Source organism: Tianxiuia mixotrophica (assembly GCF_050596425.1).
In the GTDB taxonomy this organism is placed as follows: Bacteria; Bacillota; Clostridia; order Peptostreptococcales; family Acidaminobacteraceae.
Genome location: NZ_CP192292.1, coordinates 3,580,165 through 3,604,556, shown reverse-complemented (window position 1 = coordinate 3,604,556; position 24,392 = coordinate 3,580,165). Strand labels below are relative to the sequence as shown.

General features: G+C 39.8%; 21 protein-coding genes. 16 read left to right on the top strand and 5 right to left on the bottom strand.

Going from position 1 to position 24,392, the window contains the following annotated elements:
• Window positions 1–333: 333 nt before the first annotated feature.
• From ACQ4KW_RS15965 to ACQ4KW_RS15925, 9 genes are all read left to right on the top strand, one after another.
• Complete coding sequence (locus tag ACQ4KW_RS15965; RefSeq protein WP_430883463.1) at window positions 334–1,290, top strand: carbohydrate kinase family protein; 957 nt, start codon at window positions 334–336, stop codon at window positions 1,288–1,290.
• 16 nt (window positions 1,291–1,306) lie between these two features.
• The gene (locus ACQ4KW_RS15960) at window positions 1,307–2,497 is read left to right on the top strand and encodes a class I SAM-dependent rRNA methyltransferase (RefSeq protein ID WP_430883462.1); all 1,191 of its coding nucleotides are present in this window, start codon (window positions 1,307–1,309) and stop codon (window positions 2,495–2,497) included.
• Window positions 2,498–2,929: 432 nt separating this feature from the next.
• Window positions 2,930–4,951 (top strand): 1,4-alpha-glucan branching protein GlgB, encoded by a 2,022-nt coding sequence (gene glgB, locus ACQ4KW_RS15955; RefSeq protein WP_430883461.1) that lies wholly within the window; start codon window positions 2,930–2,932, stop codon window positions 4,949–4,951.
• Window positions 4,884–6,020, top strand: a complete 1,137-nt coding sequence (locus tag ACQ4KW_RS15950) for a glucose-1-phosphate adenylyltransferase (protein WP_430886588.1) — start codon at window positions 4,884–4,886, stop codon at window positions 6,018–6,020. Before glgB ends, ACQ4KW_RS15950 begins: the two co-directional genes overlap by 68 nt.
• Before the next feature lie 12 nt (window positions 6,021–6,032).
• The gene (gene glgD, locus ACQ4KW_RS15945; protein WP_430883460.1) at window positions 6,033–7,151 is read left to right on the top strand and encodes a glucose-1-phosphate adenylyltransferase subunit GlgD; all 1,119 of its coding nucleotides are present in this window, start codon (window positions 6,033–6,035) and stop codon (window positions 7,149–7,151) included.
• Window positions 7,152–7,165: 14 nt separating this feature from the next.
• Window positions 7,166–8,599, top strand: a complete 1,434-nt coding sequence (gene glgA, locus ACQ4KW_RS15940) for a glycogen synthase GlgA (protein ID WP_430883459.1) — start codon at window positions 7,166–7,168, stop codon at window positions 8,597–8,599.
• A gap of 11 nt (window positions 8,600–8,610) precedes the next feature.
• Window positions 8,611–11,040: a glycogen/starch/alpha-glucan phosphorylase gene (locus tag ACQ4KW_RS15935; protein ID WP_430883458.1), complete on the top strand. Its 2,430-nt coding sequence runs from the start codon at window positions 8,611–8,613 to the stop codon at window positions 11,038–11,040.
• 42 nt (window positions 11,041–11,082) lie between these two features.
• A complete protein-coding gene (gene pulA / locus ACQ4KW_RS15930) occupies window positions 11,083–13,038 on the top strand; it encodes a type I pullulanase (protein ID WP_430883457.1) in 1,956 nt (651 codons plus the stop codon).
• 147 nt (window positions 13,039–13,185) lie between these two features.
• The gene (locus ACQ4KW_RS15925) at window positions 13,186–15,108 is read left to right on the top strand and encodes a BMP family ABC transporter substrate-binding protein (protein ID WP_430883456.1); all 1,923 of its coding nucleotides are present in this window, start codon (window positions 13,186–13,188) and stop codon (window positions 15,106–15,108) included.
• Window positions 15,109–15,183: 75 nt separating this feature from the next.
• On the opposite strand, the gene ACQ4KW_RS15920 is transcribed toward ACQ4KW_RS15925, so the two are convergent.
• From ACQ4KW_RS15920 to hydE, 3 genes are all read right to left on the bottom strand, one after another.
• On the bottom strand, window positions 15,184–15,786 hold the full coding sequence (locus ACQ4KW_RS15920) for a metallophosphoesterase family protein (RefSeq protein WP_430883455.1): 603 nt from the start codon (window positions 15,784–15,786) through the stop codon (window positions 15,184–15,186).
• 280 nt (window positions 15,787–16,066) lie between these two features.
• Window positions 16,067–17,452, bottom strand: coding sequence for a [FeFe] hydrogenase H-cluster radical SAM maturase HydG (gene hydG / locus ACQ4KW_RS15915; RefSeq protein ID WP_430883454.1), 1,386 nt, complete (start codon window positions 17,450–17,452; stop codon window positions 16,067–16,069).
• A 1-nt stretch (window position 17,453) separates the two neighbouring features.
• The gene (gene hydE / locus ACQ4KW_RS15910; protein ID WP_430883453.1) at window positions 17,454–18,512 is read right to left on the bottom strand and encodes a [FeFe] hydrogenase H-cluster radical SAM maturase HydE; all 1,059 of its coding nucleotides are present in this window, start codon (window positions 18,510–18,512) and stop codon (window positions 17,454–17,456) included.
• 454 nt (window positions 18,513–18,966) lie between these two features.
• Here hydE and ACQ4KW_RS15905 point away from each other — a divergent pair, with 454 nt between their 5' ends.
• The 5 genes from ACQ4KW_RS15905 to idi all read left to right on the top strand — a co-directional run bounded on the left by ACQ4KW_RS15905 (window position 18,967) and on the right by idi (window position 21,671).
• Window positions 18,967–19,341: an RbsD/FucU domain-containing protein gene (locus ACQ4KW_RS15905; protein ID WP_430883452.1), complete on the top strand. Its 375-nt coding sequence runs from the start codon at window positions 18,967–18,969 to the stop codon at window positions 19,339–19,341.
• Window positions 19,342–19,451: 110 nt separating this feature from the next.
• The gene (locus tag ACQ4KW_RS15900; protein ID WP_430883451.1) at window positions 19,452–19,991 is read left to right on the top strand and encodes a biotin transporter BioY; all 540 of its coding nucleotides are present in this window, start codon (window positions 19,452–19,454) and stop codon (window positions 19,989–19,991) included.
• 218 nt (window positions 19,992–20,209) lie between these two features.
• Window positions 20,210–20,791 carry a CDP-alcohol phosphatidyltransferase family protein gene (locus ACQ4KW_RS15895; RefSeq protein WP_430883450.1) on the top strand — a complete coding sequence of 194 codons (582 nt, stop codon included), beginning with the start codon at window positions 20,210–20,212 and terminating at the stop codon, window positions 20,789–20,791.
• Window positions 20,792–20,805: 14 nt separating this feature from the next.
• Window positions 20,806–21,150 carry a hypothetical protein gene (locus ACQ4KW_RS15890; protein WP_430883449.1) on the top strand — a complete coding sequence of 115 codons (345 nt, stop codon included), beginning with the start codon at window positions 20,806–20,808 and terminating at the stop codon, window positions 21,148–21,150.
• 2 nt (window positions 21,151–21,152) lie between these two features.
• Window positions 21,153–21,671 carry an isopentenyl-diphosphate Delta-isomerase gene (gene idi, locus ACQ4KW_RS15885; RefSeq protein WP_430883448.1) on the top strand — a complete coding sequence of 173 codons (519 nt, stop codon included), beginning with the start codon at window positions 21,153–21,155 and terminating at the stop codon, window positions 21,669–21,671.
• Window positions 21,672–21,855: 184 nt separating this feature from the next.
• Here the strand turns inward: idi and ACQ4KW_RS15880 are convergent, their stop codons facing one another.
• Window positions 21,856–22,113 carry a TM1266 family iron-only hydrogenase system putative regulator gene (locus ACQ4KW_RS15880; RefSeq protein WP_430883447.1) on the bottom strand — a complete coding sequence of 86 codons (258 nt, stop codon included), beginning with the start codon at window positions 22,111–22,113 and terminating at the stop codon, window positions 21,856–21,858.
• 13 nt (window positions 22,114–22,126) lie between these two features.
• Window positions 22,127–22,825: a purine-nucleoside phosphorylase gene (gene deoD, locus ACQ4KW_RS15875; RefSeq protein ID WP_430883446.1), complete on the bottom strand. Its 699-nt coding sequence runs from the start codon at window positions 22,823–22,825 to the stop codon at window positions 22,127–22,129.
• Between the two features lie 126 nt (window positions 22,826–22,951).
• Between deoD and ACQ4KW_RS15870 the strand changes: the two genes are divergently transcribed.
• Window positions 22,952–23,347 carry a single-stranded DNA-binding protein gene (locus ACQ4KW_RS15870; RefSeq protein WP_430883445.1) on the top strand — a complete coding sequence of 132 codons (396 nt, stop codon included), beginning with the start codon at window positions 22,952–22,954 and terminating at the stop codon, window positions 23,345–23,347.
• A gap of 228 nt (window positions 23,348–23,575) precedes the next feature.
• Window positions 23,576–24,367 carry a histidinol-phosphatase HisJ family protein gene (locus ACQ4KW_RS15865; RefSeq protein WP_430883444.1) on the top strand — a complete coding sequence of 264 codons (792 nt, stop codon included), beginning with the start codon at window positions 23,576–23,578 and terminating at the stop codon, window positions 24,365–24,367.
• The last annotated feature ends 25 nt before the right edge of the window (window positions 24,368–24,392 follow it).

Here is a 24,392-nt window from a genome sequence, read left to right as displayed (position 1 = left end):
TTTCGCCTTCGTATGTATTTTATACAAGAAGAAAACGTTATCTACTCATAATCATACACTAAATTGTTTGACAGTTCCACTATTTGAGCAAGTGTTGAAAAAGATTTAATAGATCGGACAAATATGGAAAAATGGCAAAAAAGCGTATAAGCAAGTCTTGCCAGTGAGTGAGGGGATTTGTGCCGGTGGAAAGGTTGGAATATTCTGAATAAATCGAGAAATTTCTAGATACAAGGACAATATGAAATACTTTACAAACACGAAAATATGTTTAAATGACCAGGTTACTTGTGGTATTATAAAGGGTAGACTAAATTCAGAAAGGGAGATTTGATGTTTAACTCTCAAGAGCCATACATTCTTGTTTTTGGGGCTTCTGTTGTAGATATAATAGGATTCACAAATGTATCATATATACCACTCAATTCTAATCCTGGAAGTGTGAAAATTTCATATGGCGGTGTCTGTCGAAACATAGCTGAAAATATGGCAAGGGTCGGACTTAACACCAAGTTCATTTCAATTCTTGGAAATGATGAAACAGGACGTGGAATGTTAGAACACAGCCGCATGGTTGGATATGACATGGAGGACTCTCTCATAACAAAGCATGGGGGCACACCGACATACATGGCTGTTCTTAATGAATGTGGAGAAATGGTTTCAGCAGTTGTTGATATGAAAAGTATCAATGAACTGACAACTGAGTTCATTGATGAAAAAACTCAGACCATTGAAAATGCAGAATATGTCATAGTGGATACAGATAATCCTGAAAAACTAGAATATTTGCTTAAGAAGTATCACACAAAAACACGATTTGTTCTCGATCCTGTATCTGCTGCAAAAGCAGATGATGTTAAACATTTGATCAAATACTTCCATACGATAAAGCCCAATCGGCACGAAGCAGAACAACTGGCTGGGTTTGGCATAAAAAATGATGATACCCTAATAAAAGCAGCAAAACAGTTTCATGACCAGGGCGTGACCAATATTTTTATTAGCCTAGATGCTGAAGGTATATTTTATTCAGACGGTCAGCAGATGGGGAAAATAAAGGCCAATGAAGCCCTTGTTAAAAATGTTACTGGGGCAGGAGACTCCTTTGTAGCCGGACTGGGGTATGGATTTATGAAAGAACTGGATACGATTGAGACAGTGAGGTTTGCAATAGCCATGTCTCTGGTAACAATAGAACATGAAGAAACAATCCATCCCGATATGAGTATCGAGAAAGTTAATCATATAATAGAGAAGACAGACTGGACGGAAGTTAGATTTAGATAAGCTCTTTGGAGGCATAATGAGAGAAGTTAAAGTAGTATTAAAAGACGAGTATATTGATCATATTCGATCAGGCAATCCCATTTTAGAAAAAAGAATGTTTGTAAGCACCAAATTCCTTCAAAAAGAAGGCGATGTATTAAAAATAGTAAATCAGAAAGATAGATTTCTGGCCAGAGGATATTATGGTATTCAGAACAAGGGCTGTGGCTGGGTTCTGACAAAGCAGGTCAAGCAGAAAATTGATCATGACTTTTTCAAGAAGACCATCAATGCGGCTATATCTAGAAGAAACCATTTATTAATGGATGACTCTACAAACGCCTACAGGGTCTTTAACGGAGAAGGGGACGGCATCGGTGGACTGACGATTGATTACTACGATGGATACTATCTGGTTCAGTGGTATTCAAAAGGTATGTACAAGTTTAGAGATGATGTTATAAACACACTTAAAAAGCGTAAGCCGATTAAGGGTATTTTCCAGAAAAAAAGATTCGGTGAAGATGGCGGATACATTGAGAGCTCAGATTTCATATTGGGTGAGTATCCTGAATGGCCACTCATTGTAAAACAAGATGGTATGAACTATGCAGTTAACTTGGATGATGGGGCAATGACAGGTATATTCCTTGACCAGCGTCATGTGCGTCATCAGCTTAAGACCAAGTATGCCAAAGGAAAATCTGTTTTGAACACATTCTCATACACAGGGGCGTTCGGTGTGGCTGCAGCGCTTGGTGGCGCAGAAATGACCACCAATGTTGACCTGGCTAAGAGAAGTATTGAGAAAACTAAAGAAATGTATTTGGCCAATGACATCGACCTAGAAAATCATCAGATTATTGTGGAAGACGTGTTCAAGTATTTCAAGAAGGCAGCCCGTGCTGAAAAAAGCTGGGATGTTGTTGTCCTTGACCCACCATCTTTTTCTCGATCTAAAAACTTCACTTTCAGTGCTGAAAAAGACTATGGAAAGCTGATTCAAGACGTACTCCCTGTGGTCAATGACAAGGGAATCATGATCGCGTCGACAAACAGTGCAAAAATGGATATGGAAAAGTTCAGAAAGCAAATCAGTGCTGGGTTTGTGGCGGCGAAGAGAAGATATAAAATTCTTGAAACCCTTCAATTACCAGATGATTTTGCGACAAATCCTCGTTACCCAAACAGCAATTATTTAAAGGTGCTAATCTTAAAAGTTGGTTAGACAAGTGATTTAGGAACCGAATAGAAATGAAATACCTGGCCTATGATGCTAGTGAAAAGAGATGTTTTTGAACATCTCTTTTTTTTATTTGCAGATAATGATAACGCCCTTTTAAAGCGACTATTAGCATAAGCAGTTTATGAAATTAAACATGTAGCCAGCTGTGTCAACAAAATTCAGAGGTGAAAAAATAAAAACAAGTCTTAACAGACAAGATGCATATAAGCATAAAATTTTACTGTAATAATTAAAAAAATATTCTGAAAAAACAGATAACGTTTTCCATTTGTTTGAAGTCATTATATGGGGTATAAATGTTTCAATGGGGTGTATTCCCGTTAACGATGGGTAAAAGTAGAGTTAAATTTCAGAAAAGTTCGCTAATTAAAGACGTAAAAACGTCATAATAGAATATATAAAAAGCAGGGGCGGGTGAACATTTTGGAAGTATCATACTTGAGTGATTTAGATATGGACGCTTATCTATTTCATGACGGCACATATTTTAAAAGCTATGACATGTTAGGTGCACATGAAAAAGTGGTAAAGGGTGTCATGGGAACGAGTTTTGTAGTGTGGGCACCGAATGCCTATAAGGTGAGACTTATAGGAAGCTTCAATGACTGGTATGGATCAGATTTTGAAATGAAAAAATATAAGGACTCGGGTCTCTGGAATATTTTCATTCCAAGAGGATTAGAAGGAGAGCTCTATAAGTATGAAATTGTAACTAAAAAGGGGGACATACTACATAAGGCAGACCCCTATGCCTTTTATTCTGAAGTCAGACCCAAAACAGCATCTATTGTTTGGACAGGTCAGGATTATGAGTGGAATGATGAAAACTGGATGCAACATCGCCGTGAGAGTAAGCCTTATCAAGAACCCATAAACATTTATGAAATGCATCTTGGTTCTTGGAAGCATAAAGCTGACGGCTCATTTTACGCCTATAAGGAGCTGGCACCCTTACTGGTGGATTACATAAAAAAAATGGGGTACACCCATGTTGAAATAATGCCCTTGAATGAGCATCCTTTTGATGGGTCATGGGGCTATCAAGCGACAGGCTATTATTCAGTGACAAGCCGCTACGGCTCACCAGATGACTTTAAGTACTTGGTCGATTATCTTCACCAGCATAATGTGGGGATCATAATGGACTGGGTGCCCTGTCACTTTTGTAGAGACAGCCATGGTTTGAGACTATTTGATGGTTATCCTGTTTATGAATCTGGCTACCAACACATTGCCAACAACGACCAGTGGGGCACTGTGAATTTTGACTTTAGTCGAAAAGAAGTTGTTAGTTATCTTGTTTCAAATGCCGTATTCTGGTTTGACAAGTACCATATTGATGGACTGCGTGTGGATGCAGTGGCTTTCATGCTTTACTTGGATTACGGACGGGAGCACTTAAATATTAAAAACGAATATGGTTCCAATGAAAATATCAAGGCAGTGGAGTTTATTCGAAAACTCAATGAAACCATTTTTGGCATGTTCCCTGGCGCCTTGATGATCGCAGAGGAATCCACGGCTTGGCCCCTGGTTACAGCACCTGTAGATAAGGGTGGGCTGGGCTTTAACTTCAAATGGAATATGGGCTGGATGAACGACATGCTTGAGTACATGGAACTTGATCCAGTCTTTAGGAAGTGGCATCACAACCTGATTACATTCTCACTCACCTATGCCTTTAGTGAGAATTATGTCTTGCCCCTATCTCATGATGAGGTGGTGCATGGTAAAAGGTCACTCCTTGATAAAATGCCGGGAGACTACTGGCAAAAGTTTGCCAATCTCAGAATACTTTATGGCTATATGATGGCTCACCCAGGTAAAAAGCTACTCTTCATGGGGGGCGAGTTTGGACATTTCATTGAGTGGAATTACAAACGCGAACTGGATTGGTTTTTACTTGATTATGATAAGCACAGTGGGATTATGAAGTTCGTTGAAGATTTGAATAAGGTCTATCTGAAAGAAAAAGCACTCTACTGTTTGGATGACACCTTCGATGGATTTGAATGGATTGATCTTGACAATATTGATCAGAGCATTGTGGTTTTTATGCGAAAGGGGCGGGATAAGGAAAAAGTTATTGTTGCAGTGAATTTTACGCCAGAAACATATTTGGAGTATAAGATTGGCGTGGACAAAAGAGGATTTTACAAAGAAATTCTAAACAGTGATAAGGAAGTCTATGGAGGATCAGGGGTTGTGAACACTTCTGAAATTCAAACGGTAGCAAAGAGTTGGCACATGCGACCGTATCACATTAATGTCAAGCTACCGCCGTTGTCGGTTGTTTATATTAAATGGTTTAAGGATGATCAATCGGTGGATGAGAGAAAACAAATTGAGGTGAAACCAAGTGAAAGAAATGAAAAAAGAAATCATCGCAATGATTCTAGCAGGGGGACAGGGGTCAAGACTTCGAGAAATCACTAAGGAGAATGCCAAACCAGCGGTTTCATTTGCTGGAAAATATCGAATTATAGATTTTGCACTGAGCAACTGCTCCAACTCCAATATCGATACTGTTGGAATTCTAACACAGTACAAGCCTCTTGCCCTCAATGCTCACATTGGCATAGGGAGTTCGTGGGACCTTGATAAACGATTTGGTGGGGTGAAAATTCTACCACCATACATGGGAGCGGATGGTGGCCGTTTTTATAAGGGCACAGCCAATGCAATCTATGAAAATATTAATTATATTGACTCGTATAACCCAGAATACATCCTGATACTTTCAGGGGATCATATTTATAAAATGGATTATATGAAAATGCTCGATGATCACAAAAATAAGAGATCTGATGTGACAATTGCGGTCATTGAAGTTCCGTGGGATGAAACGAATAGATTTGGCATCTTAAACACGGATGAAAACGACATTATATATGAGTTTGAAGAGAAACCTGAGAAGACTAAGAGCAACTTGGCATCCATGGGCATATATATATTCAACTGGTCAGTTCTCAGAGCGTATTTGATTGATGACGAAAATGATCCAAATTCAAAAAATGATTTTGGAAAAAATATTATCCCTAAGGTCCTTGAAGACCAGCATAAGATCACAGCGTACCGATTTAAAGGATACTGGAAGGACGTTGGTACGGTGGAAAGTCTCTGGGAAGCCAATATGGATTTAATAAAACTCAATCCAGATTTTGATTTACACGATAAAAAATGGCGGGCCTATTCTGTGAATCCTGTGAGTCCCCCTCAATTTATAAGTCCTTACGGCATGATCGAATCATCACTTATAAATGAAGGTTGTATTATAGAAGGTCGTGTGAAAAACTCGGTTATTTCACCAGATGTGTATGTGGGCGTTGGCGCTCATGTAGAAGATTCTGTGGTCATGCCCAATGTTGTCATTGAAGATGATGTGAAAATCTACAGGGCTGTGGTTGTCAATGACGTAACCATTCCAAAAGGTACAGTCATTGGTGAACCAAATACGAAAAAAATTACGGTTTATGATGGAGAAGAAATCGAGGCAAAGGCATAGGGGGGCGCCAAAATGAATAATGTTATGGGCATTATAAATCTGAGTGAATCAGATGAACATATTAAAGATTTGACGCTGACGCGTTCCATTGGGTCAATTATGATATTGGGGCGTTACAGAGTGATTGATTTTATATTGTCTAATATGACAAATAGCGGACTGACAAACGTGGGCATATTCACCCATGGAAAGTCAAGATCCCTCACCAATCATCTTGGATCGGGAAAACACTGGGGCCTAGATAGAAAAAGAGACGGTCTTTTTGTCTTTCATCCAGAGTACAGAATGGATGACAATATTCGGCGTGTGGGTGACCTTGAACTGTTCAAAATGAATCTTGATTACCTCAAACATTCAAGACAAGAATATGTCCTCTTGTCTAGGAGCTATATGATATGCAACATTGATTTCAGACCTATGGTTGATTTCCATAAGAAGTCGGGGGCAGACATAACAATAGCCTATAAGAGTATGGAGAATAGTGTGAGACGCTTTATCGAGTGTGACAGTTTGACCCTTGATGAAGATAAAAATATTGTCAGTATTGGCAAGAATCTTGGGAAGAAAAGACACTACGACATTTCCATGGAGATGTATGTCATGAAGCGGGAGCTCTTAATAAAAATAATTGAAGAGTCTGTTCATCGTGGTGACTCCAGGTTTATGAAAGAAGCCATTTTTAATACCATGGATAAACTGAAGGTCAATGGCTATGCCTTTGATGGCTATTTAAGCTGTGTGAGTTCTATACAGAATTACTACCAGACCAATATGGATCTTCTTAATATAGCCAATTGCAATGAGTTGTTTTATAAAAACGGGCGAATATTTACAAAGGTACTGGATTCCCCATCCACAAAGTACTCTGACAACAGCTATGTCTCCAACTCCCTCATAGCCAATGGTTGTATTATTGAAGGGACTGTGGAAAACTGTATAATTTGCCGTGATGTCCATGTGAAAAAGGGCGCCATTATAAGGAATTCTATAGTGTTTCCAAATGTCGTGATTAGCGAAACGACAAATTTGAACTATACAATTTTAGATAAAAATGTTGTGATCACAGAGAGAAAAATGTTGTTTGGAGACTCGAGCAGTCCATTTGTGATCAAGAAAAATACTGTACTGTAAAGCGGGAGGCACTTATGAATGTTTTATTTGTTGCGTCTGAAGCCGTACCGTTTTCAAAAACAGGTGGGCTTGCAGACGTGGCCTTTGCTCTTCCAAAGGCCCTTAGAAAAGAAAATGTGGATGCCAGGGTCATGATTTCAAAGACTTTCGATTTGCCAGATTATATAAGGGATAAGGAAAGGCATTTAAGTCATTTTTATGTTGATGTGGGTTGGAGACGTCAATATGTTGGTCTAAGTGAAATTGAGTATGAAGGTCTACCCTATTATTTTATTGACAATGAATACTATTTTAAGCGAGATGGTCTTTATGGACATTTTGATGATGGTGAAAAATTCTCCTACTTCTGTAGGTCGGTTCTTGAATCCATACGGCATATGGACTTCAAACCAGATATTATTCACTTCAATGACTGGCACACTGGTATGATACCAGTCCTTCTCAATGAACACTATAGAGATGATGAAGACTACCGGGATATAAAAACAGTTTATACCATACACAATTTAAAATATCAGGGGGTGTTTGGACCTGAAATTCTAAATGACTTACTGAACATTGGACCAGACCATTATTATTCAGGAGGCATGGAATTTCATGGCGGTGTGAGCTTCATGAAATCTGGAATTAACTTTGCCGATGCCATTACAACAGTCTCTGAAACCTATGCTCAAGAAATCCAGTATCCTTTCTTCGGGGAAAGACTTGATGGCCTACTGAGGCATAGGGAGAATGACTTATATGGCATAACCAACGGTTTGGATCATGATATATACGATCCAAGAAAGGACCCTCATATCGTTAAAAAATACGATTCGAGGAGTCTAAAAAAGAAAAGGGAGAACAAAACCCACCTTCAAGATAGAATGGGACTTCCTGTGAATGAGGACATACCAATGATGGCTATGGTAACAAGGCTGGCAAATATGAAAGGCCTGGATCTCATTGAACACGTTATGGATGACATGATGAAGCTGGATATTCAGTTTGTCGTTCTTGGCACAGGGGAAGCCCACTACGAAAATATGATGCGCTACTATCAGCATAAGTATCCTGATAAGGTTCGGGCAGAAATTCAGTTTAATGCTGCCTTGGCCCATCAGATATATGCAGGAGCGGATATGTTTCTAATGCCATCACTTTTTGAACCTTGCGGACTTGGTCAGCAAATTGCCTTAAGATATGGTACCCTACCAATTGTGCGGGAAACTGGAGGTCTTAAAGACACAGTGACCCCCTATAATGCTTATACAGATGAAGGCAATGGTTTTAGTTTTGCGAATTATAATGCACACGAAATGCTCGGCGCCATTGAACAGGCAACAGCTTTGTTTAGGGATAGACGAAAATGGAATCGCGTCGTTCAGAGGGCAATGAAATCGGATACAAGTTGGAAGAACTCTGCAAGGCAATATATTGATATCTACCAAACTGTAATGAATCGATAGGAGTAAAGCCCATGAACCAGATTACAAGAGAACAATTTAAAACAGATTATCTTAGAAAATTGGCAGCTAAGAGTGCCAAACCCCTTGAAGAAACATCCAAGTGGGATCGTTACCATGCACTAGGAAGTCTTTGCAAAGATTATCTGGCACAAAAATGGATTGACACAACTGAAAAATATGCAAAAGAGGGACATAAGCAGGTCTACTATTTTTCTATGGAGTTTTTAACAGGTCGTTTTTTAGTTAATAACTTGGCAGCCCAAGGGTTACTGGATATGGCTAAAGACGTCATAGAGGAGATCGGATTCGATTTTGAAGCCATCGCTGAAATCGAAAAAGATCAAGGACTTGGAAACGGTGGTCTGGGAAGACTTGCAGCATGCTTCTTGGATTCAATGGCAGCCCTGTCTATACCAGGTCATGGTATAGGAATACGTTATAATTACGGTCTTTTTGAGCAGAAAATTATCAATGGGTATCAGGTGGAATTTCCCGACCGCTGGCTTGACAATCGCAATGTATGGGAAGTGAAAAAAACGGATAAGGCTGTGGAAGTTAAGTATGGTGGCACCATTGACACTCGGATGGAAGATGATAAGTTGAAATTTGTTCACGAACACTATGAGTCTGTTGTTGGCGTGCCTTATGACATGCCCGTTGTCGGGTATGACAATGACACAGTGAACACCTTAAGACTTTGGAGTGCGGAAACAAGTTCCAGAGAGTTTGATTATTCAAAGTTTAGCCGAGGTCAGTACGTTCATGCATTTGAGCAAAAACACTCCGTTGAGTCTATTTCCCAGGTTTTATATCCCAATGACTCCCTTCTAGAAGGACGAAGACTTAGATTAAAGCAGGAGTATTTCTTTGTTTCGTGCGGTGTTCAGGGGATTATAAGATCTTATAAGAAGACTGGACGGCCTATGACGGCCTTTCATGATTATATTGCTATTCACATTAATGACACCCATCCAGCTGTGGCCATACCAGAGCTTATGCGAATTTTGATAGACGAAGAGGAAATGGACTGGGATCAAGCTTGGAACATAACCACAAAAGTTATGAGCTATACCAACCATACCATTATGCAGGAGGCCATGGAACGCTGGCCTATTGACATGTTCAAAGCCCTGTTACCTAGAATTTTCATGATTGTGGAAGAGATCAACGAAAGATTTTGCAGGGATTTGTGGGACTGGAAATATAACGGAAAAATGGATGCCATTCGAGACATGGCCATCATAGCAGATGGTGAAGTCCGCATGGCCAACTTGGCGATTGTGGGTTCACATAGTATCAATGGCGTGGCCCATTTGCATACTGAGATACTTAAGAATAAGGAATTAAAAAAATTCTATGATTTGTATCCATATCGATTTAACAATAAAACAAATGGTATAACTCACCGAAGATGGCTTGTAAACTGCAATCCTGGCTTGACAGACCTTTTGAAAGAAACCATAGGTGACGATTTTATTCATGAACCGATCAAGCTGAGAAATGCATTGAAATTCAAAGATGATCCTGACTTCCAAAAGAAAGTCATGGCAGTCAAGTATGAAAACAAGAAGAAGCTTGCAGAAATTATATATGAGCGAAATGGCATAAAGGTCAATCCGAAATCCATATTTGATATTCAGGTTAAGCGTCTGCATGAGTATAAGCGACAAATTCTGAACGTCCTCCATATCATGCACTTGTACAATAGGCTACTTGAAGACCCGAATCTGGATATTCCGCCAAGAACTTTTATATTTGGTGCAAAGGCCGCACCCGCTTATTACATTGCCAAGCAAACCATAAAACTTATCAACACTGTTGCAGATAAGATTAATAACGACACGAGAATCCGGGATAAGATCAAAGTGGTTTTCATGGAAAACTATAGTGTTTCGCTGGCTGAACTCCTTATTCCAGCGGCTGATATAAGTGAGCAGATTTCTACCACAACCAAGGAAGCCTCAGGCACAGGCAACATGAAGTTTATGATGAATGGTGCTGTGACCATAGCCACCCTAGATGGAGCCAATGTGGAAATTCTTAACGAAGTGGGCGAAGACAATATTGTCATTTTTGGACTGACAGAGCCTGAAATCTACGAGTATTATGAGACCGGTACTTACAATTCCATGGATCTCTACAACTCAGATTTGAGAATTAAACGTGTGGTGGATCAGCTTACAAATGGTTTTCTGGATGTTTCAGACGAGGAGTTCCGCATTCTAAAAGACGGTCTTCTTCAGCATAATGATGAATACTTTGTTTTAAAGGATTTTGATTCCTACGCAGCGGCACACGAGAGAATTAATAAGTATTATAGGGATCGTGAGCTTTGGGCTAAAATGAGCATAACCAACATAGGATGCTCAGGGGTGTTTTCAAGCGACCGAACCATAATGGAGTATGCTTCAGGCATATGGAATACGACGAGACGACCATAAGCCAAGTTCCCTATGAGAACCTACTAAAAGTTAGGTGATAATATGAAAAAAATTGAAAGTGCACCAAAAGCCATTCTAGAAATAAATGACTTTGGTGTCACTGTAAGTGATACAGGCGTCCAGCTAAAGGTATGGGCGCCTTGCGCTATACGCGTAAAAGCAGCCATCTATGAAGAAAGTGACGATTTGTTTCGTCGGGAAATTTCAATGCGTCCAGCGGAGAATGGCGTGTTTGTGTTGGAATTGTCACGAGAGTATCTCAACAAGTATTACACTTACATTGTCACTTCTGCGGAGACAGACTATGAAGTGGTAGATCCCTATGCCACTGCTTGCGGTGTTAACAGCGAAAAAGCTATGATTATTGATTTGAATGAAACAAATCCTGAAGGTTGGTTGGAACATTCCATACCAGACCCAGTCAAGCAAAATGAGGCTCTTGTGTATGAAGTCCACGTGAGAGACTTCTCTATAGATGAAAACTCAGGTATGAAAAATAAAGGCAAGTACATTGCATTCACTGAGTTTGGAAGTCATATAAATGGCATAAAAACTGGTATAGACCATTTGAAAGACCTGGGGATTACGCATGTCCATCTCTTGCCTGTGTATGACTTTAAGACTGTGGATGAGACGGGAAACGACGAATACAACTGGGGATATGACCCGGTTCTCTATAATGTGCCAGAAGGGTCATATGCAAGCGATCCTTATGATGGGCGAACCCGTATAATTGAGCTGAAGAAATGTATAATGGCTCTCCATGAGGCTGGCATAAGGGTTGTTCTTGATGTTGTATATAATCATACCTATGAAAGTCTGCATTCAAGCTTTAATAGATTGGCGCCAGGATATTTCTACAGGATGGACAAGGAGGGGAATTTCACGAATGGGTCAGGTTGTGGAAACGAACTGGCCACTGAGCATCCCCTTGTTCGAAAATTCATACTTGACTCCTTGAAATACTGGATTGAGGTTTATAAAGTGGATGGTTTTCGCTTTGATCTGCTGGCCTTATATGACAAGGAAACCGTTCGGATTCTGGTTCATGAACTCAAGGCAATTCGACCTGACTTAATCTTGTATGGGGAGCCGTGGACTGGCTGGGAGAGTGGACTCCCAGAAAAGGATAGATTTCTAAAAACAGCCCAGCAAGGCCTAGACATTGGTCTTTTCAATGATGACTTTCGAAATGCCATTAAAGGGGACAATGATGGCACTGAAAGTGGCTTTGTAATGGAGCGTATGGATGCTAAACCCTGGGTAGAACTTGGTATTGCTGCCAGCACAAAACTCCCCGGTGGGCGTGTGGGCTATGCCGATAGAGCCATTGAAGTTGTCAATTATGTGAGTGCCCATGACAATCTAATTTTATGGGATAAGATTGATAAGACAGCGTCTTCTTATGATTATGAAAGTAAAATTAGAATGCATAGACTGGCCTTGACCATAGTTCTTACATCTTTTGGAATGAGCTTTTTACAGTCCGGCACAGAATTTATAAGAACCAAAAAAGGACATGATAACAGTTACAATGCCGGGGATAATATAAATAAAATTGACTGGTCTTTAAAAATCAAACATGCTGACCACTATGAGTACATTAAAAACTTGATTGAGTACAGAAAGACTTCTGGTTTTTTCGCATGGAATGATGGCAAGGCTCTTGAAAGTCATTTAAGCTTTTTTAAAGCGCCTGAGGGCATTATCACTTATACAATATCGAATGATGCGGGAAGGGATTGTGTTATCATTCATAATGGCACAAGTAGTGAGGCTTCTATTTCTTTGCCCAGTGGGATTTTTAAGCGTATTTGTGATCACGACCGTGTGTATTTGGAAAATAACCAAGAACTATCAATAGGGGAACAAGCCCCCGTTCTGGTAGAGGGGTTCTCAACAACCATACTGGAAGGAAGCTTTGACAAGGGGAACCAATTAAAAGTTGGGACTTATCAAAAGAAGAAACATCCTAAGGTGGATGTGGAAGCGAAATAAGCTTTGTAGATCCTACAAGGCTTATTTTTGTCCCTTTATGAAGGGTTCCAGCAAGATGTGTTTTGTAACTATTTACAAATTCACCATAGGGCCTGCATGAATCTTTTTAAGGTGTGTATAATATACTCAAGACAGGAGGATGGGTCTATGAGAATGACAAATGCCCTAGAAAATTATAAAGATGCGGTGGCCAAAGGGAAAAAGGCCTATCAACATAGAAAAACCCGGGGACAATCCGGGCATTTAGCTTCGCTGGAAGGACTTTTAAAAGATATTGAAATTGTTTCAACCGTTCAGCTTGGACTTCTTGAAGTGCCTCTGAATAAGGTTGTTGGAACATATACAAACGCCAGAAGAACAGCCTTTGCCCACAATTTCATGCCCCTTGCAACAGCCCAGTCAGACTTTAAGGAAAAGTGGATTAACCTGTGCCATGCCCATTTGGAAGAAGGTATACGGGATCCCATCAAAGTGTACGAGTACATGAATTGGTTTTATGTTCTTGAAGGCAATAAGCGGGTTAGTGTGCTTAAATATTTTGATGCCTGGTCTGTTCAGGCTGAGGTCATTCGTCTTGTTCCAAAACGAGACCCAGAAGATGAAAGGAACACAGTCTACTATGAGTTTCTTGAGTTTTTTAAGCAAACGGGATTGATTTCAATTTGGTTTTCAAAACCAGGACGGTTTAATAGACTGCTTCGCTACCTGGAAGATTATGACCCTGAAACCAGTTTGGGACGAACCAAGTATGAACACTTTGAAAGGTATGTTTACTATCCTTTCCGTAGAATCTATCATGAACTTGGGGGAACGGACTTAGACGCCACCACTGGTGATGCCTTCGTTCTATATGCAAGACTTTATGGCATTCCTGATCAGATATATGAGTATGACTTGCAGTTGCCCCTTAAGCAAATTATTGAGGAACTTAAAAACTATGACGCTAGAGACAGTGCAGGCATTTCTATGGAAGAAAACGAGGAAAACACTGGGGTTCTTGACACCCTTTCAAGCATTATTGCCACACCAAAAGTATTAAAAGTGGCTTTTGCCCATGCACGAGATGTGGAAGCATCTGGATGGACATATTCTCACGATTTGGGTCGCAAGCATGTGGATGCTGTTTTTGAAGACAAAATAGAAACAACTAGTTTCTTTAATGTTCCTGAGGGAGAAGGGGCCTATGAGGCCATAAAAGATATTGCACAACAGAGCTTTGATGTTATATTCACAACCAGTGAGGTTTTTATGAAGCCCACTTTGCGCTGTGCTCTTGAGCATCCTGATACATTATTTTTCAATTGTTCTGGTAACAAGCCCTATCTACATCTTTCCAATTATTTTGGAAGAACGTATGAACCAAGATTCTTATCAGGAATTATTGCAGGTAGCATGACAGAAACAGATATCATAGGGTATACAGCGAACGCCCCAAACTCAGAAGTTATTGCGGGCATAAATGCCTTTACCTTAGGGGCACGCATGGTCAATCCTCGGGTTAAAGTCCTTGTGGCATGGACGGACATGTGGAATAATCCTGAAAATGCATCAGACAAAAGTCGGCAGCTGATCGAGCGTGGCGCAGATATTGTCAATAATAAGAATTCCAGCTTGTCTAGAGAAGACACTTGGTCATTCGGTATCTATTCCATGCTGTGTAAAATCGATCCTGAAACAGGAAAACCTAAAAAGTATTTGGCATCTCCGATTTGGAAGTGGGGGGCCTACTATGAAAAAATACTGAACAATGTCTTAAACGGGACCTATAAGACGGTAACAAATATTTTCAATAACAATCCAAAGCTCTTAAACTTCTGGTGGGGAATGGCATCAGGTGTCATTGACTTGTATGCCTCAAAGACATTTGTCCCCCGTGATACCTTAAAACTTGTAGACTTAATGCGCCATCTGATTATTCGAGGCACATTTCATCCCTTTAAAGGCCCTATTTACGATCAAAACTCAATTATCAAAATTGAAGAAGACATGGTGCCAGACCCGGACAGCATACTGAAAATGGATTGGTATGTGGAGGGGGTTGAGGTTTTTGAAGAAGAATCAGTGAGATAGATACAAGTTAAGCCAGTCAAATGACTGGCTTTAAAAGGATAATGCATCATTAGACCTTACTGTGGAGGAGTTGTGTCAGCTTTGGTCTTCTATATCGATTATATGATAGTCATGAGCGTTTACAATCAATGTGTTTTCATATTGAATAGTTCGCTCATTTTTTTGACCATAGTTTAAGTGCTGATGACCATGAAAATGATACTTAGGCTTCCAATCATCTAGTATTTTACGGAAAATTTTGAAGCCAATATGGGCAAAATCGTCTCCATCCCCTAGCTCAAAAGCAGGGGTGTGGGTTACGAAGATATCTATACCACCAGCTTTTTTAATTTTTTTGTATAGTTTCTTATACCGCTTGTACATGTCTTTTTCAGAGTACTGGAAGACACCGCCTCGGTATTCTGGCGATCCGCCAAGGCCAAGTATTCGAAGGCCATTGATGTTGGTAAACGTATCATCAATGCTGTCACACCCAAGTGGTGGTGACTGAACATACTGTTCATCATGGTTACCATGAACATATTTAACTGGAACACCAATCATTGTAACCAAAAACTGCAAATAGGAAGCTTTTAAATCTCCGCAGGAAAGAACGAGTTCAACGTCTTTAAATTTTTCTTTATTAAAATGATCCCAGATATATCGTGATTCTACGTCAGATACCAGTAATATTTTCATAATGTCACACCTTTAATCTCTTATGGTTTTTATCATATAATTGATGGAAGAGGTATTCAATAGGGGACAGGGGCTTTTGTCAAAAGCCACAAATAAGAATAAAATTTTGCATGGAATAGACACTGGATCAAGTGCGTAAATGTTCTTTTGTATAGTCTACTATGTTGAACACTGAAAATTATATTAAAAATATATAGAAAGACCTACATTCATAAGGTTGTCCTAGAATGTAGGTCTTTAAATTTATGGGTGAATTAAGGGAGTAAGTTATATGACAAGTCTATAAGAATAAATCCCTCTCGCCATTTTCAATTTTCTTTAAATTACTAAGTGTCAGTGTTTTAATATCATCCCGATCAATTTTGTCGGCTTCAGCATAGATGGTTGCCTTGCCTTTTTCAAAGAGTTCTTCATCACCATAATCACATATAAACTCCATAAGCGTCATAAGGGCATTTGGATTGCAGACGTTACCAATTTGTCCTGATTTAGCTAGTTGCATAAACCGGTCACCTGTACGTCCAGAGCGGTAGCAGGCTGTACAATAACTCGGAATGTAGCCATCATCTACAAGGGCTTTAACCACTTCAAGTGGGGTTCTTTCATCTTCGGTTTTGAACTGATCAATATGACGGCCCACTTCTTCAGCTTCCTTGTAGCCACCAACACCTGTACAAGATCCGGCACTCACTTGTGACACACCGTAATCAATAACTTCATTACGGATTGCTATAGATTCCCGTGTGGATAAAATGATTCCAGTGAATGGAACAGCTAGACGGATAATGGCAACGATCTTTTTAAATGTTTCGTCATCCACTAAGTGAGGGAACTGTTCAAGCGTCATGCCTTCAGCTTTTTTAAGTCTAGGCACTGAAATTGTATGGAAACCAACGCCCCATTCTTTTTCGAGGTGATCATTGTGGAGCATGAGTCCAAGAATCTCAAATTTGTAGTCATGCAGACCAAACAAAACACCACCGCCCACATCATCAATGCCGGCTTCTTGAGCACGGTCAAAAGCTGTTAGATGATATTCGTAGTTTGATTTTGGTCCCTTCATATGATTGTTTTCATATGTTGGCTGGTGGTATGTTTCCTGGAATAGTATATATGTGCCAATGCCTTTGTCTTGAAGCTTTTTGTAGTCTTCCACAGTTGTTGCCGCAATATTGACGTTAATTCTTCTTATATTGCCCTGGGCTTCAGATGTGTTGTAAATGGTATCAATGGATTCCAAGACGTATTCAATCGGACAGTTTTTAGGGTCCTCACCAGCTTCAAGGGCAATACGTTTGTGTCCCATGCGCTCTAGTATTTTAACTTCTGTTTGAATTTCTTCCATGGTCAGGCGGCGACGGCACATGTCATTGTTGTTCTGAAAACCACAGTAACTGCAAGTGTTGACACAATGGTTGCTGATGTAGAGTGGTGCGAACATAACAACACGGTTGCCATAGATTTTGTTTTTAATTTGACCAGCTGTTTTATAAATGCGTTTTAAGAGTTCTGGATCTGTCACATGTAGTAGTTTTGCAACTTCTGAGTGTGTAAGACCTTCCATGTTTGAAGCCTTTTCACAGACTGCAAGGATTTCCTCTTTTGATGGGTTGGTGTTTTCACCGATTAGATTTTCAATATAATTATGGTCAATAAAATGTGACATGTTAGGCCCTCCATTCGTAGTGGTCCCCACGGGACATGTTTACTCGGTATCCAGTTGAGTTGATTCGACGTTCAATACAAGAGCGACAGTGTGCGGCTGCGTCGCCTGTACAAATTTTATCTTTATAAAGCTCATACTTTTCTCTCACATTGGTTGGTGAAAGATTGGGCATAACCACATTGGCACCAGCCTTTAAGGCTTTTTCACGTCCGAGGGGATCAAGAGTGCCTAGGGCTGTTGTCGATGGCAAAAGGGTATGTGGCACTATGAGTCTTGTGAGGGCAACCATAATCAGTGTCTTTTCCACTGTTCCCCCCTTGTTGTCACCGAGTGGCGTATCTTCATGGGGAATAAAAGGCCCAATACCGATCATGTGTGGGTTGAGCGCTCTTAAGAAAAGCAGGTCTTCGGCCAAATGTTCATTTTTCTGACCAGGCAGTCCGACCATAAAACCAGCGCCCACTTGGAAGCCCAGTTCTTTTAGGTCGTTTAAGCATTTTCGTCTGTTGTCATAACTCATATTTGGATGAATGTTTTCATAGATTTCTTTATTGGCTGTTTCATGTCTTAAAAGGTATCTGTCAACACCGGCTTCTTTAAGTGCCTTGTAGCTTTCTTTGCTTCTTTCACCTAGAGAAAGTGTTATAGCAGCATCAGGATATTCGTCTTTTATACGTTTAATAAGGGCAATGACTTTTTCATCCGTGTAGTAGGCGTCTTCGCCACCTTGAAGGACAAAGGTTCTATAACCAAGACGGTAACCTTCTTTACAGCAATCAAGGATTTGGTCATCAGACAGTCTATATCTGTCAACATTTTTGTTCCCGCTTCTAATACCACAATATGCACAGCTTTGTTTACAGTGGTTTGTAAACTCAATAAGGCCCCGCATATATACATCCTCAGCGTAGTATTTCTCCTTGAGAGCCCTAGCTTTGGTGAATAGATCATCACGTAGTGATTCACTATTGTCTTCATCTAGCGCGTCAAGTAGTGAGACAAGTTCTCCTTTTTCTAGAAGCTCACCCTGCGCCAATCGATTCAGCAATTCTTGTGCCATAGTCGTCTTCCTTTCAAATTGAATGGATATAAAATAAAAAAACCCCCATCTGACATGGAGGTTGTATGCATCAAAATAAAGGGACTGGCCCGTATCTATCAACATCCTCCAGGATCAGACGCATCTTTTCCATAAGGTCGTTAATTATAAATTGTCATCAATCTAACTTAAAAGAATGAGTGTTCAGACTAAGAAGAAAGATTTATTTGTGAAAAGAATATCAAAATGGTCTAGAAAAGTCAATAGTTCACTTTATATGCTTTTCATTTTAAAGTGTTTTAAAGAAAAACAGATAAGATAAAGTGTCAGAAAAGAGAATAAGTCATTCTAATCTGCATAGGAGACATGTGTAAAGTGAGACAAGATTGTGCATATTTTCATAGAAAGATCGTTCGATTCAAGATATAGTGATAGGGGACAATATAGTAATAGACAATATATTGGAGGAATAATTATGTTAAAGACATCTATTAGAAATGGTGAATTGCTTAAAGAACTGGCTATGCTGGGACTGGGAGATGCCGTGGCCATTGTGGGCTGTCGATTTGCCCTGCCGGAAGAGACGCAAGTGATTGACTTAGCCATTACAGACAATCTACCATCTGTTGAAGATATTTTTGGATTGCTTGCTGATAATGTGATTTTTTCTGAGATCACTCTGCCACATGAAATGGATGAAGTTTTACGGGCAAGGGTTATAAAGAAAGCTGGCAGTGTTCGTGAAAATGAATTAACTTATAGACAACTGCAGGTTGTTTGTAAAAATGCAAAACTTATTGTTCGAACTGGGGACATGAGCGAATCCGGTGTTGTTGTCCTTCGTGTTTGATTGTTAACTTAGCTGATCTAAATAGTTGACAAAGTGTAATCCATCATGTATCGTTATTGAAGAAAAGCTTGCAGCCCATTCAATGAACTTATTATTTATGAGGTGGATTCATGAGACAGAATAAAACAAAACAGTTAACGGTTATAGCCCTGTTTGCAGCTATTATTAGTATTTCATCATATTTGAGTATTCCCCTACCATTTAGTCCTGTTCCGCTCACATTGCAAACCTTCGCAATTATGCTGGCAGGCCTTATACTCGCTCCACTTGAAGCGGGCGCCAGTCTAGGTGTTTTTCTTCTTCTAGGTGCTGTTGGACTTCCAGTTTTTTCTGGGGGAACCTCTGGTGTAGGTGTGCTATTTGGTGCAACAGGTGGCTACTTATTTGGTTTTTTAGCTGGGGCTATTGTTATTAGTTTACTAAAAGGCAAGAATATTTCATTTGTACGAATGCTTATAGCTTCTACAATTGGCGGTGTGGTCGTTGTCTATGCAATCGGAGTGCCGTGGTTAGCGGTCTATACAGGTATGGATGTTACACAAGCCTTTACTGTTGGGGCTATGCCATTTTTAATTGGTGATGCCATTAAGGTTTTTGTTGCAGCCAGTGGCGCAGTAACCCTACGTAAGCAACTCAAACATATTCTTTAGTCAAAATAAAGCCTTTGTAAAATCAGATTATCCTGTCACCACTTGTCCAATATAGATTTTTTGCTTTACAAATATCTATATTAACTGTAATGGAGACGCTTAAATAATATTTTACGAGTGCCTTAATTGATAAAAATTTGTAAAGTCTGAGCAATTTAATTGTTCGGGCTTTATTTTTTTATGGTGTTATAATATACCCTAGGGAGGTGAAATCAGATATGCTAGACACACATGCAAGAAAATGGGTTGAACCCACAATTGCCTCTGGCGCAAACTTATTCAATAAACTGGGCTTGTCAGCCAATCAAGTCACAGTTATAAGCTTTTTATTTGGATTATCAACGAGTGGATTTATTCTAGTCAACAAACCGGTGCTTGCAGTTTGCTTACTGTGGTTCTCGGGCTATCTAGATGCAGTGGATGGTTCCTTGGCCAGAAAGTTTGGTCAGCCTTCTGCAGTGGGAACACTGATGGATATTACTTTTGATAGGGTGGTTGAACTGGCCATGATTTTAACACTGGCCTACACTCGAGTTGATGCAAGGCTGGCCCTTGTTTACTTAGCTTGTGGCATTATCCTATCGATGACAGTTTTTTTAACTGTGGGTGCACTTGCGGATCAAAAAGGTGTTAAATCCTTTTACTATCAAGCTGGTATGATGGAAAGAACTGAGGGTTTCATTGGTTTTACGTTCATGATACTCTTGCCGCAGTATATGGTTTGGATTTCAACTATAATGGCCACTCTTATTGTTTTTACAGGACTGCAGCGATTTAATGAAGCCAGGAAACTTTTATAGGTCAGGGGGATATAATGAGACCGGAAATTATTGTTATGGCAGCCTACTGGGCATTTGGAATTTGGATGTATTTAATGGGCGCAAGGGCCAAACGTGGAGAAATCAAGACGGACGGGGCACATGTTATTTCTGTCTATCCACTGAATCGAACAAATATGGATATTTACAATGCAGTTTATACAAAGTTTCATAACCGCTTGTTTATAGTATCACTTTTAATGGGAATATTATGCGGTCTGATCGGCGGCTTACTGCCCATTATTTTTTCAAGTCTAGCTTTTTTCGCTTCATTAAATTTCTATAAGTATAAAACAGAAGAAAAACTATCAGATATTGTCTCAAATAGAAAGGCAGGTTAATTGTGGAATACGTAATTCTTGTCGATGAAAATGACAAGGCGACTGGACAAATGGAGAAGATGGAAGCCCACCACAAGGGTGTTCTTCATAGGGCGTTTTCAGTTTTCTTGCATGATGGAAATGGCAATGTTCTTCTCCAAAGAAGGGCCTTAAGCAAATACCATTCCGGTGGCCTGTGGACCAATGCCTGTTGCTCTCACCCTAGACAGGGAGAAAGTGTTGAAAAAGCAGCTCACCGTAGACTGATGGAAGAGTTAGGTGTAGATTGTCCTGTAAAAGAGGTTTCAACCTTTCTATACCGAGCGGAATTAGATAAGGGGATGATCGAACATGAATTCGATCATGTTTTAACAGGCGTCATCGATCCTGATGATTTTCCCTTCAATCCTGAGGAAGTGGATAGCGTGGACTGGATGGCTTTTGACAACCTGGTGGAAGACATAGAAAAGAATCCTTCCAAATACACGGTTTGGTTCCAAATCATTATGAAAAACGTGAATAGAGAAATGCTTATGATATAAAAATAGAGTGGGTACACATATGAAATGTGCGCCCACTCTATTTTTTTACTTCCATTTGCAGTTTGTTTGAATCAAACGAGATAAATGTCACGAATAAAAAAATACATATGACCGCTTAAGCCTATAGATGTGTTGCATCTAGTGGTTTTAATGGGACTAAGAATACAAGAACATTTAGACTGAACTAGGACTGGATTTCTTTTTTAGAAATAGATGTTTTAACACTCACACCTGAAACATTGCCAAGTTTGCCTGTTAAACTGTTTATTTCGTTCATAGAACCAACTATGGTGAGGGAAATGACAGATATGCCTTCCTCATTGAATGGTATGCCCATTCTACCCCGTACAATATCTTTGTATTCTGCTATGATTTCATTCAATTTAGCATTTGATTCTTTCGGTTCATCAAGGACAATGCCAACCACTGCGACGCGTTTCATTCGGTTACCTCCGTTATGCCAGTTCCAGTGCGATTTTCATCATATCAGTGAAGGTTTTTTCCCGTTCTTCAGAGGATGTCTCCACTTGTTTGAAAATATGATCACTAATTGTAAGAACAGACAAAGCTTTCACTCCGAATTTTGCTGCAAGTGTGTATAGTGCCGATGATTCCATTTCCACTGCTAGAACATTGTGCTTTACCCAAACATTCAGGGGATCTGGCCTGTCGTTGTAGAAGGTATCTGTTGTTAATATGTTGCCGACGTGAGGCTCAATACCTAGATTTTTCGCCGCTTGATAGGCCTTTGACAAAAGATCAAAGCTTGCTATTGGGGCATAGTCCATGTTATTGAACATCAGTCTGTTCATACTGGAATCAGAACATGCACCTGAAGCCAGAACAACATCTCTTACCTGGACATGGTCTTGAATAGACCCTGCAGAGCCCACTCGGATTAACTGCTTGCAACCATAGAACTGTATGAGCTCATTGACGTAAATAGATAGGGATGGTGTGCCCATGCCCGTCCCCTGTACAGAAACTTTTTTGCCCTTATATGTACCTGTGTATCCAAGCATGCCACGTACATTGTTGTAACAAACAGGATCTTCTAGGAATGTTTCCGCAATAAACTTAGCGCGAAGCGGATCACCAGGCAGTAAAACCGTTTCTGCAATAGCACCATCTGGTGCACCAATATGTGTACTCATTGTTTCCCTCCTTTTTGCACGACTGTGCGTCTATATTATAGCACAAGGCCAAATAAGAATAAAAGCAAAAGGGAAATATTGTAAAATTCTTAGGCGTGTGGTAATATTATCCAAAAGGAGGTTTTTATGAATTCTGTAAATTTAATTGGAAGACTCACGTCTGACCCAGAAGTTAGAGAACTGGGGGAAGGCACCAAGGTATCTAGCTTTAGTCTGGCCATAAACAGACGATTGTCTAATGAAAAGAAAGAGGCTTACCTTGCAGAGGGAAGACAAACAGCAGACTTTCCACGTATTCAGGCCTGGGGAAAGAAAGCTGAAATTGTTGAGAAATATGTAAAAAAAGGTGATCTTGTTGGTATAAGTGGTAAGATTCGAACGGGTTCTTATACCAATGATGCTGGCGTGAAAATGTATACAACAGATATACAGGTCCAGCATCTAAGATTCTTAAATCCTAAAAATCCTGCGGCACAAACCTTGTCTGATGAAAATGCAGAATCTGAAAATATTCCATTCTAGTTGGCCCTAGAAGGCATTAAGTTCACGCAGACCATTCGTGTCATATAGTTCTTTTTATGTTATAGTGACCTATAGAAATAAAGTGAGCCCCTACTATGTTAGGGGCTTTAGAATGCAGAATTAGACCAATTTCTAAAGCCGAGTTAAGATTAGAGCCAAATATGACAAAGTGTGGATCTACTCAGTCTGTGAAGATGAGTATTCACTTTGAGTGGCCTGGAGGATAAAATGTACGATTCTCATATTCATACTGATTTTTCGGCAGATTCTAAAGCGCCTTTTTTAGAAGTGATACGAACGGCTATTTATAAAAACCTTAAGATAATAACCATTACGGATCATATAGATTACAAGCATTCCAGGGATATTTTATTTGAGTTTGATCCTCAAGAATATGATGAGGCTATTAAAAGCGTTCAGAAGACCTACTCGGGACAAATTGAAGTGCTTAAAGGGCTTGAACTGGGCCTTAAACCAAGTGTTGTGAAAATGTGCGAAGGGCTCATGGAAGCCGAGTCATTTGATTTTGTCATTGCCAGCATGCACTCCTGTTTAGGAGAAGATTTTTACTTTGGAAACTTCTTTGACGACAAGACGCCAGAAGAAGCCATGAAAATATATCTGGATGAAATGTACCAGCTTATTTGTGCATTTTCTGATTTTGATGTCCTTGGACATATAGATTTGCCAAAACGTTATAATGAGGCAGTAAACAAAGTGGACCTTGAAGACTTAAAACCACAGTATGAAAAAATATTTAGATGGCTGGTGGCCCATAATAAGGGGATTGAAGTCAATACGTCAGGATTGAGACAAGAAGTTGGTATTCAATTTCCAGATGAAAGTATTTTGAGACTCTACTTTGACTGTGGAGGCCGAATTATCACAGTGGGTTCGGATGCCCATAAGGCTTCTGACCTGGGGAAGGACTTTAACCACGTTTTTCAAGTCCTTAAAAGTATTGGATTTGAGCATATATGCACGTTTAAGGGGCGTCAAGCTCGATACCATTCCATTTAAGCCTCTAAAGTATCATTAAAATGTA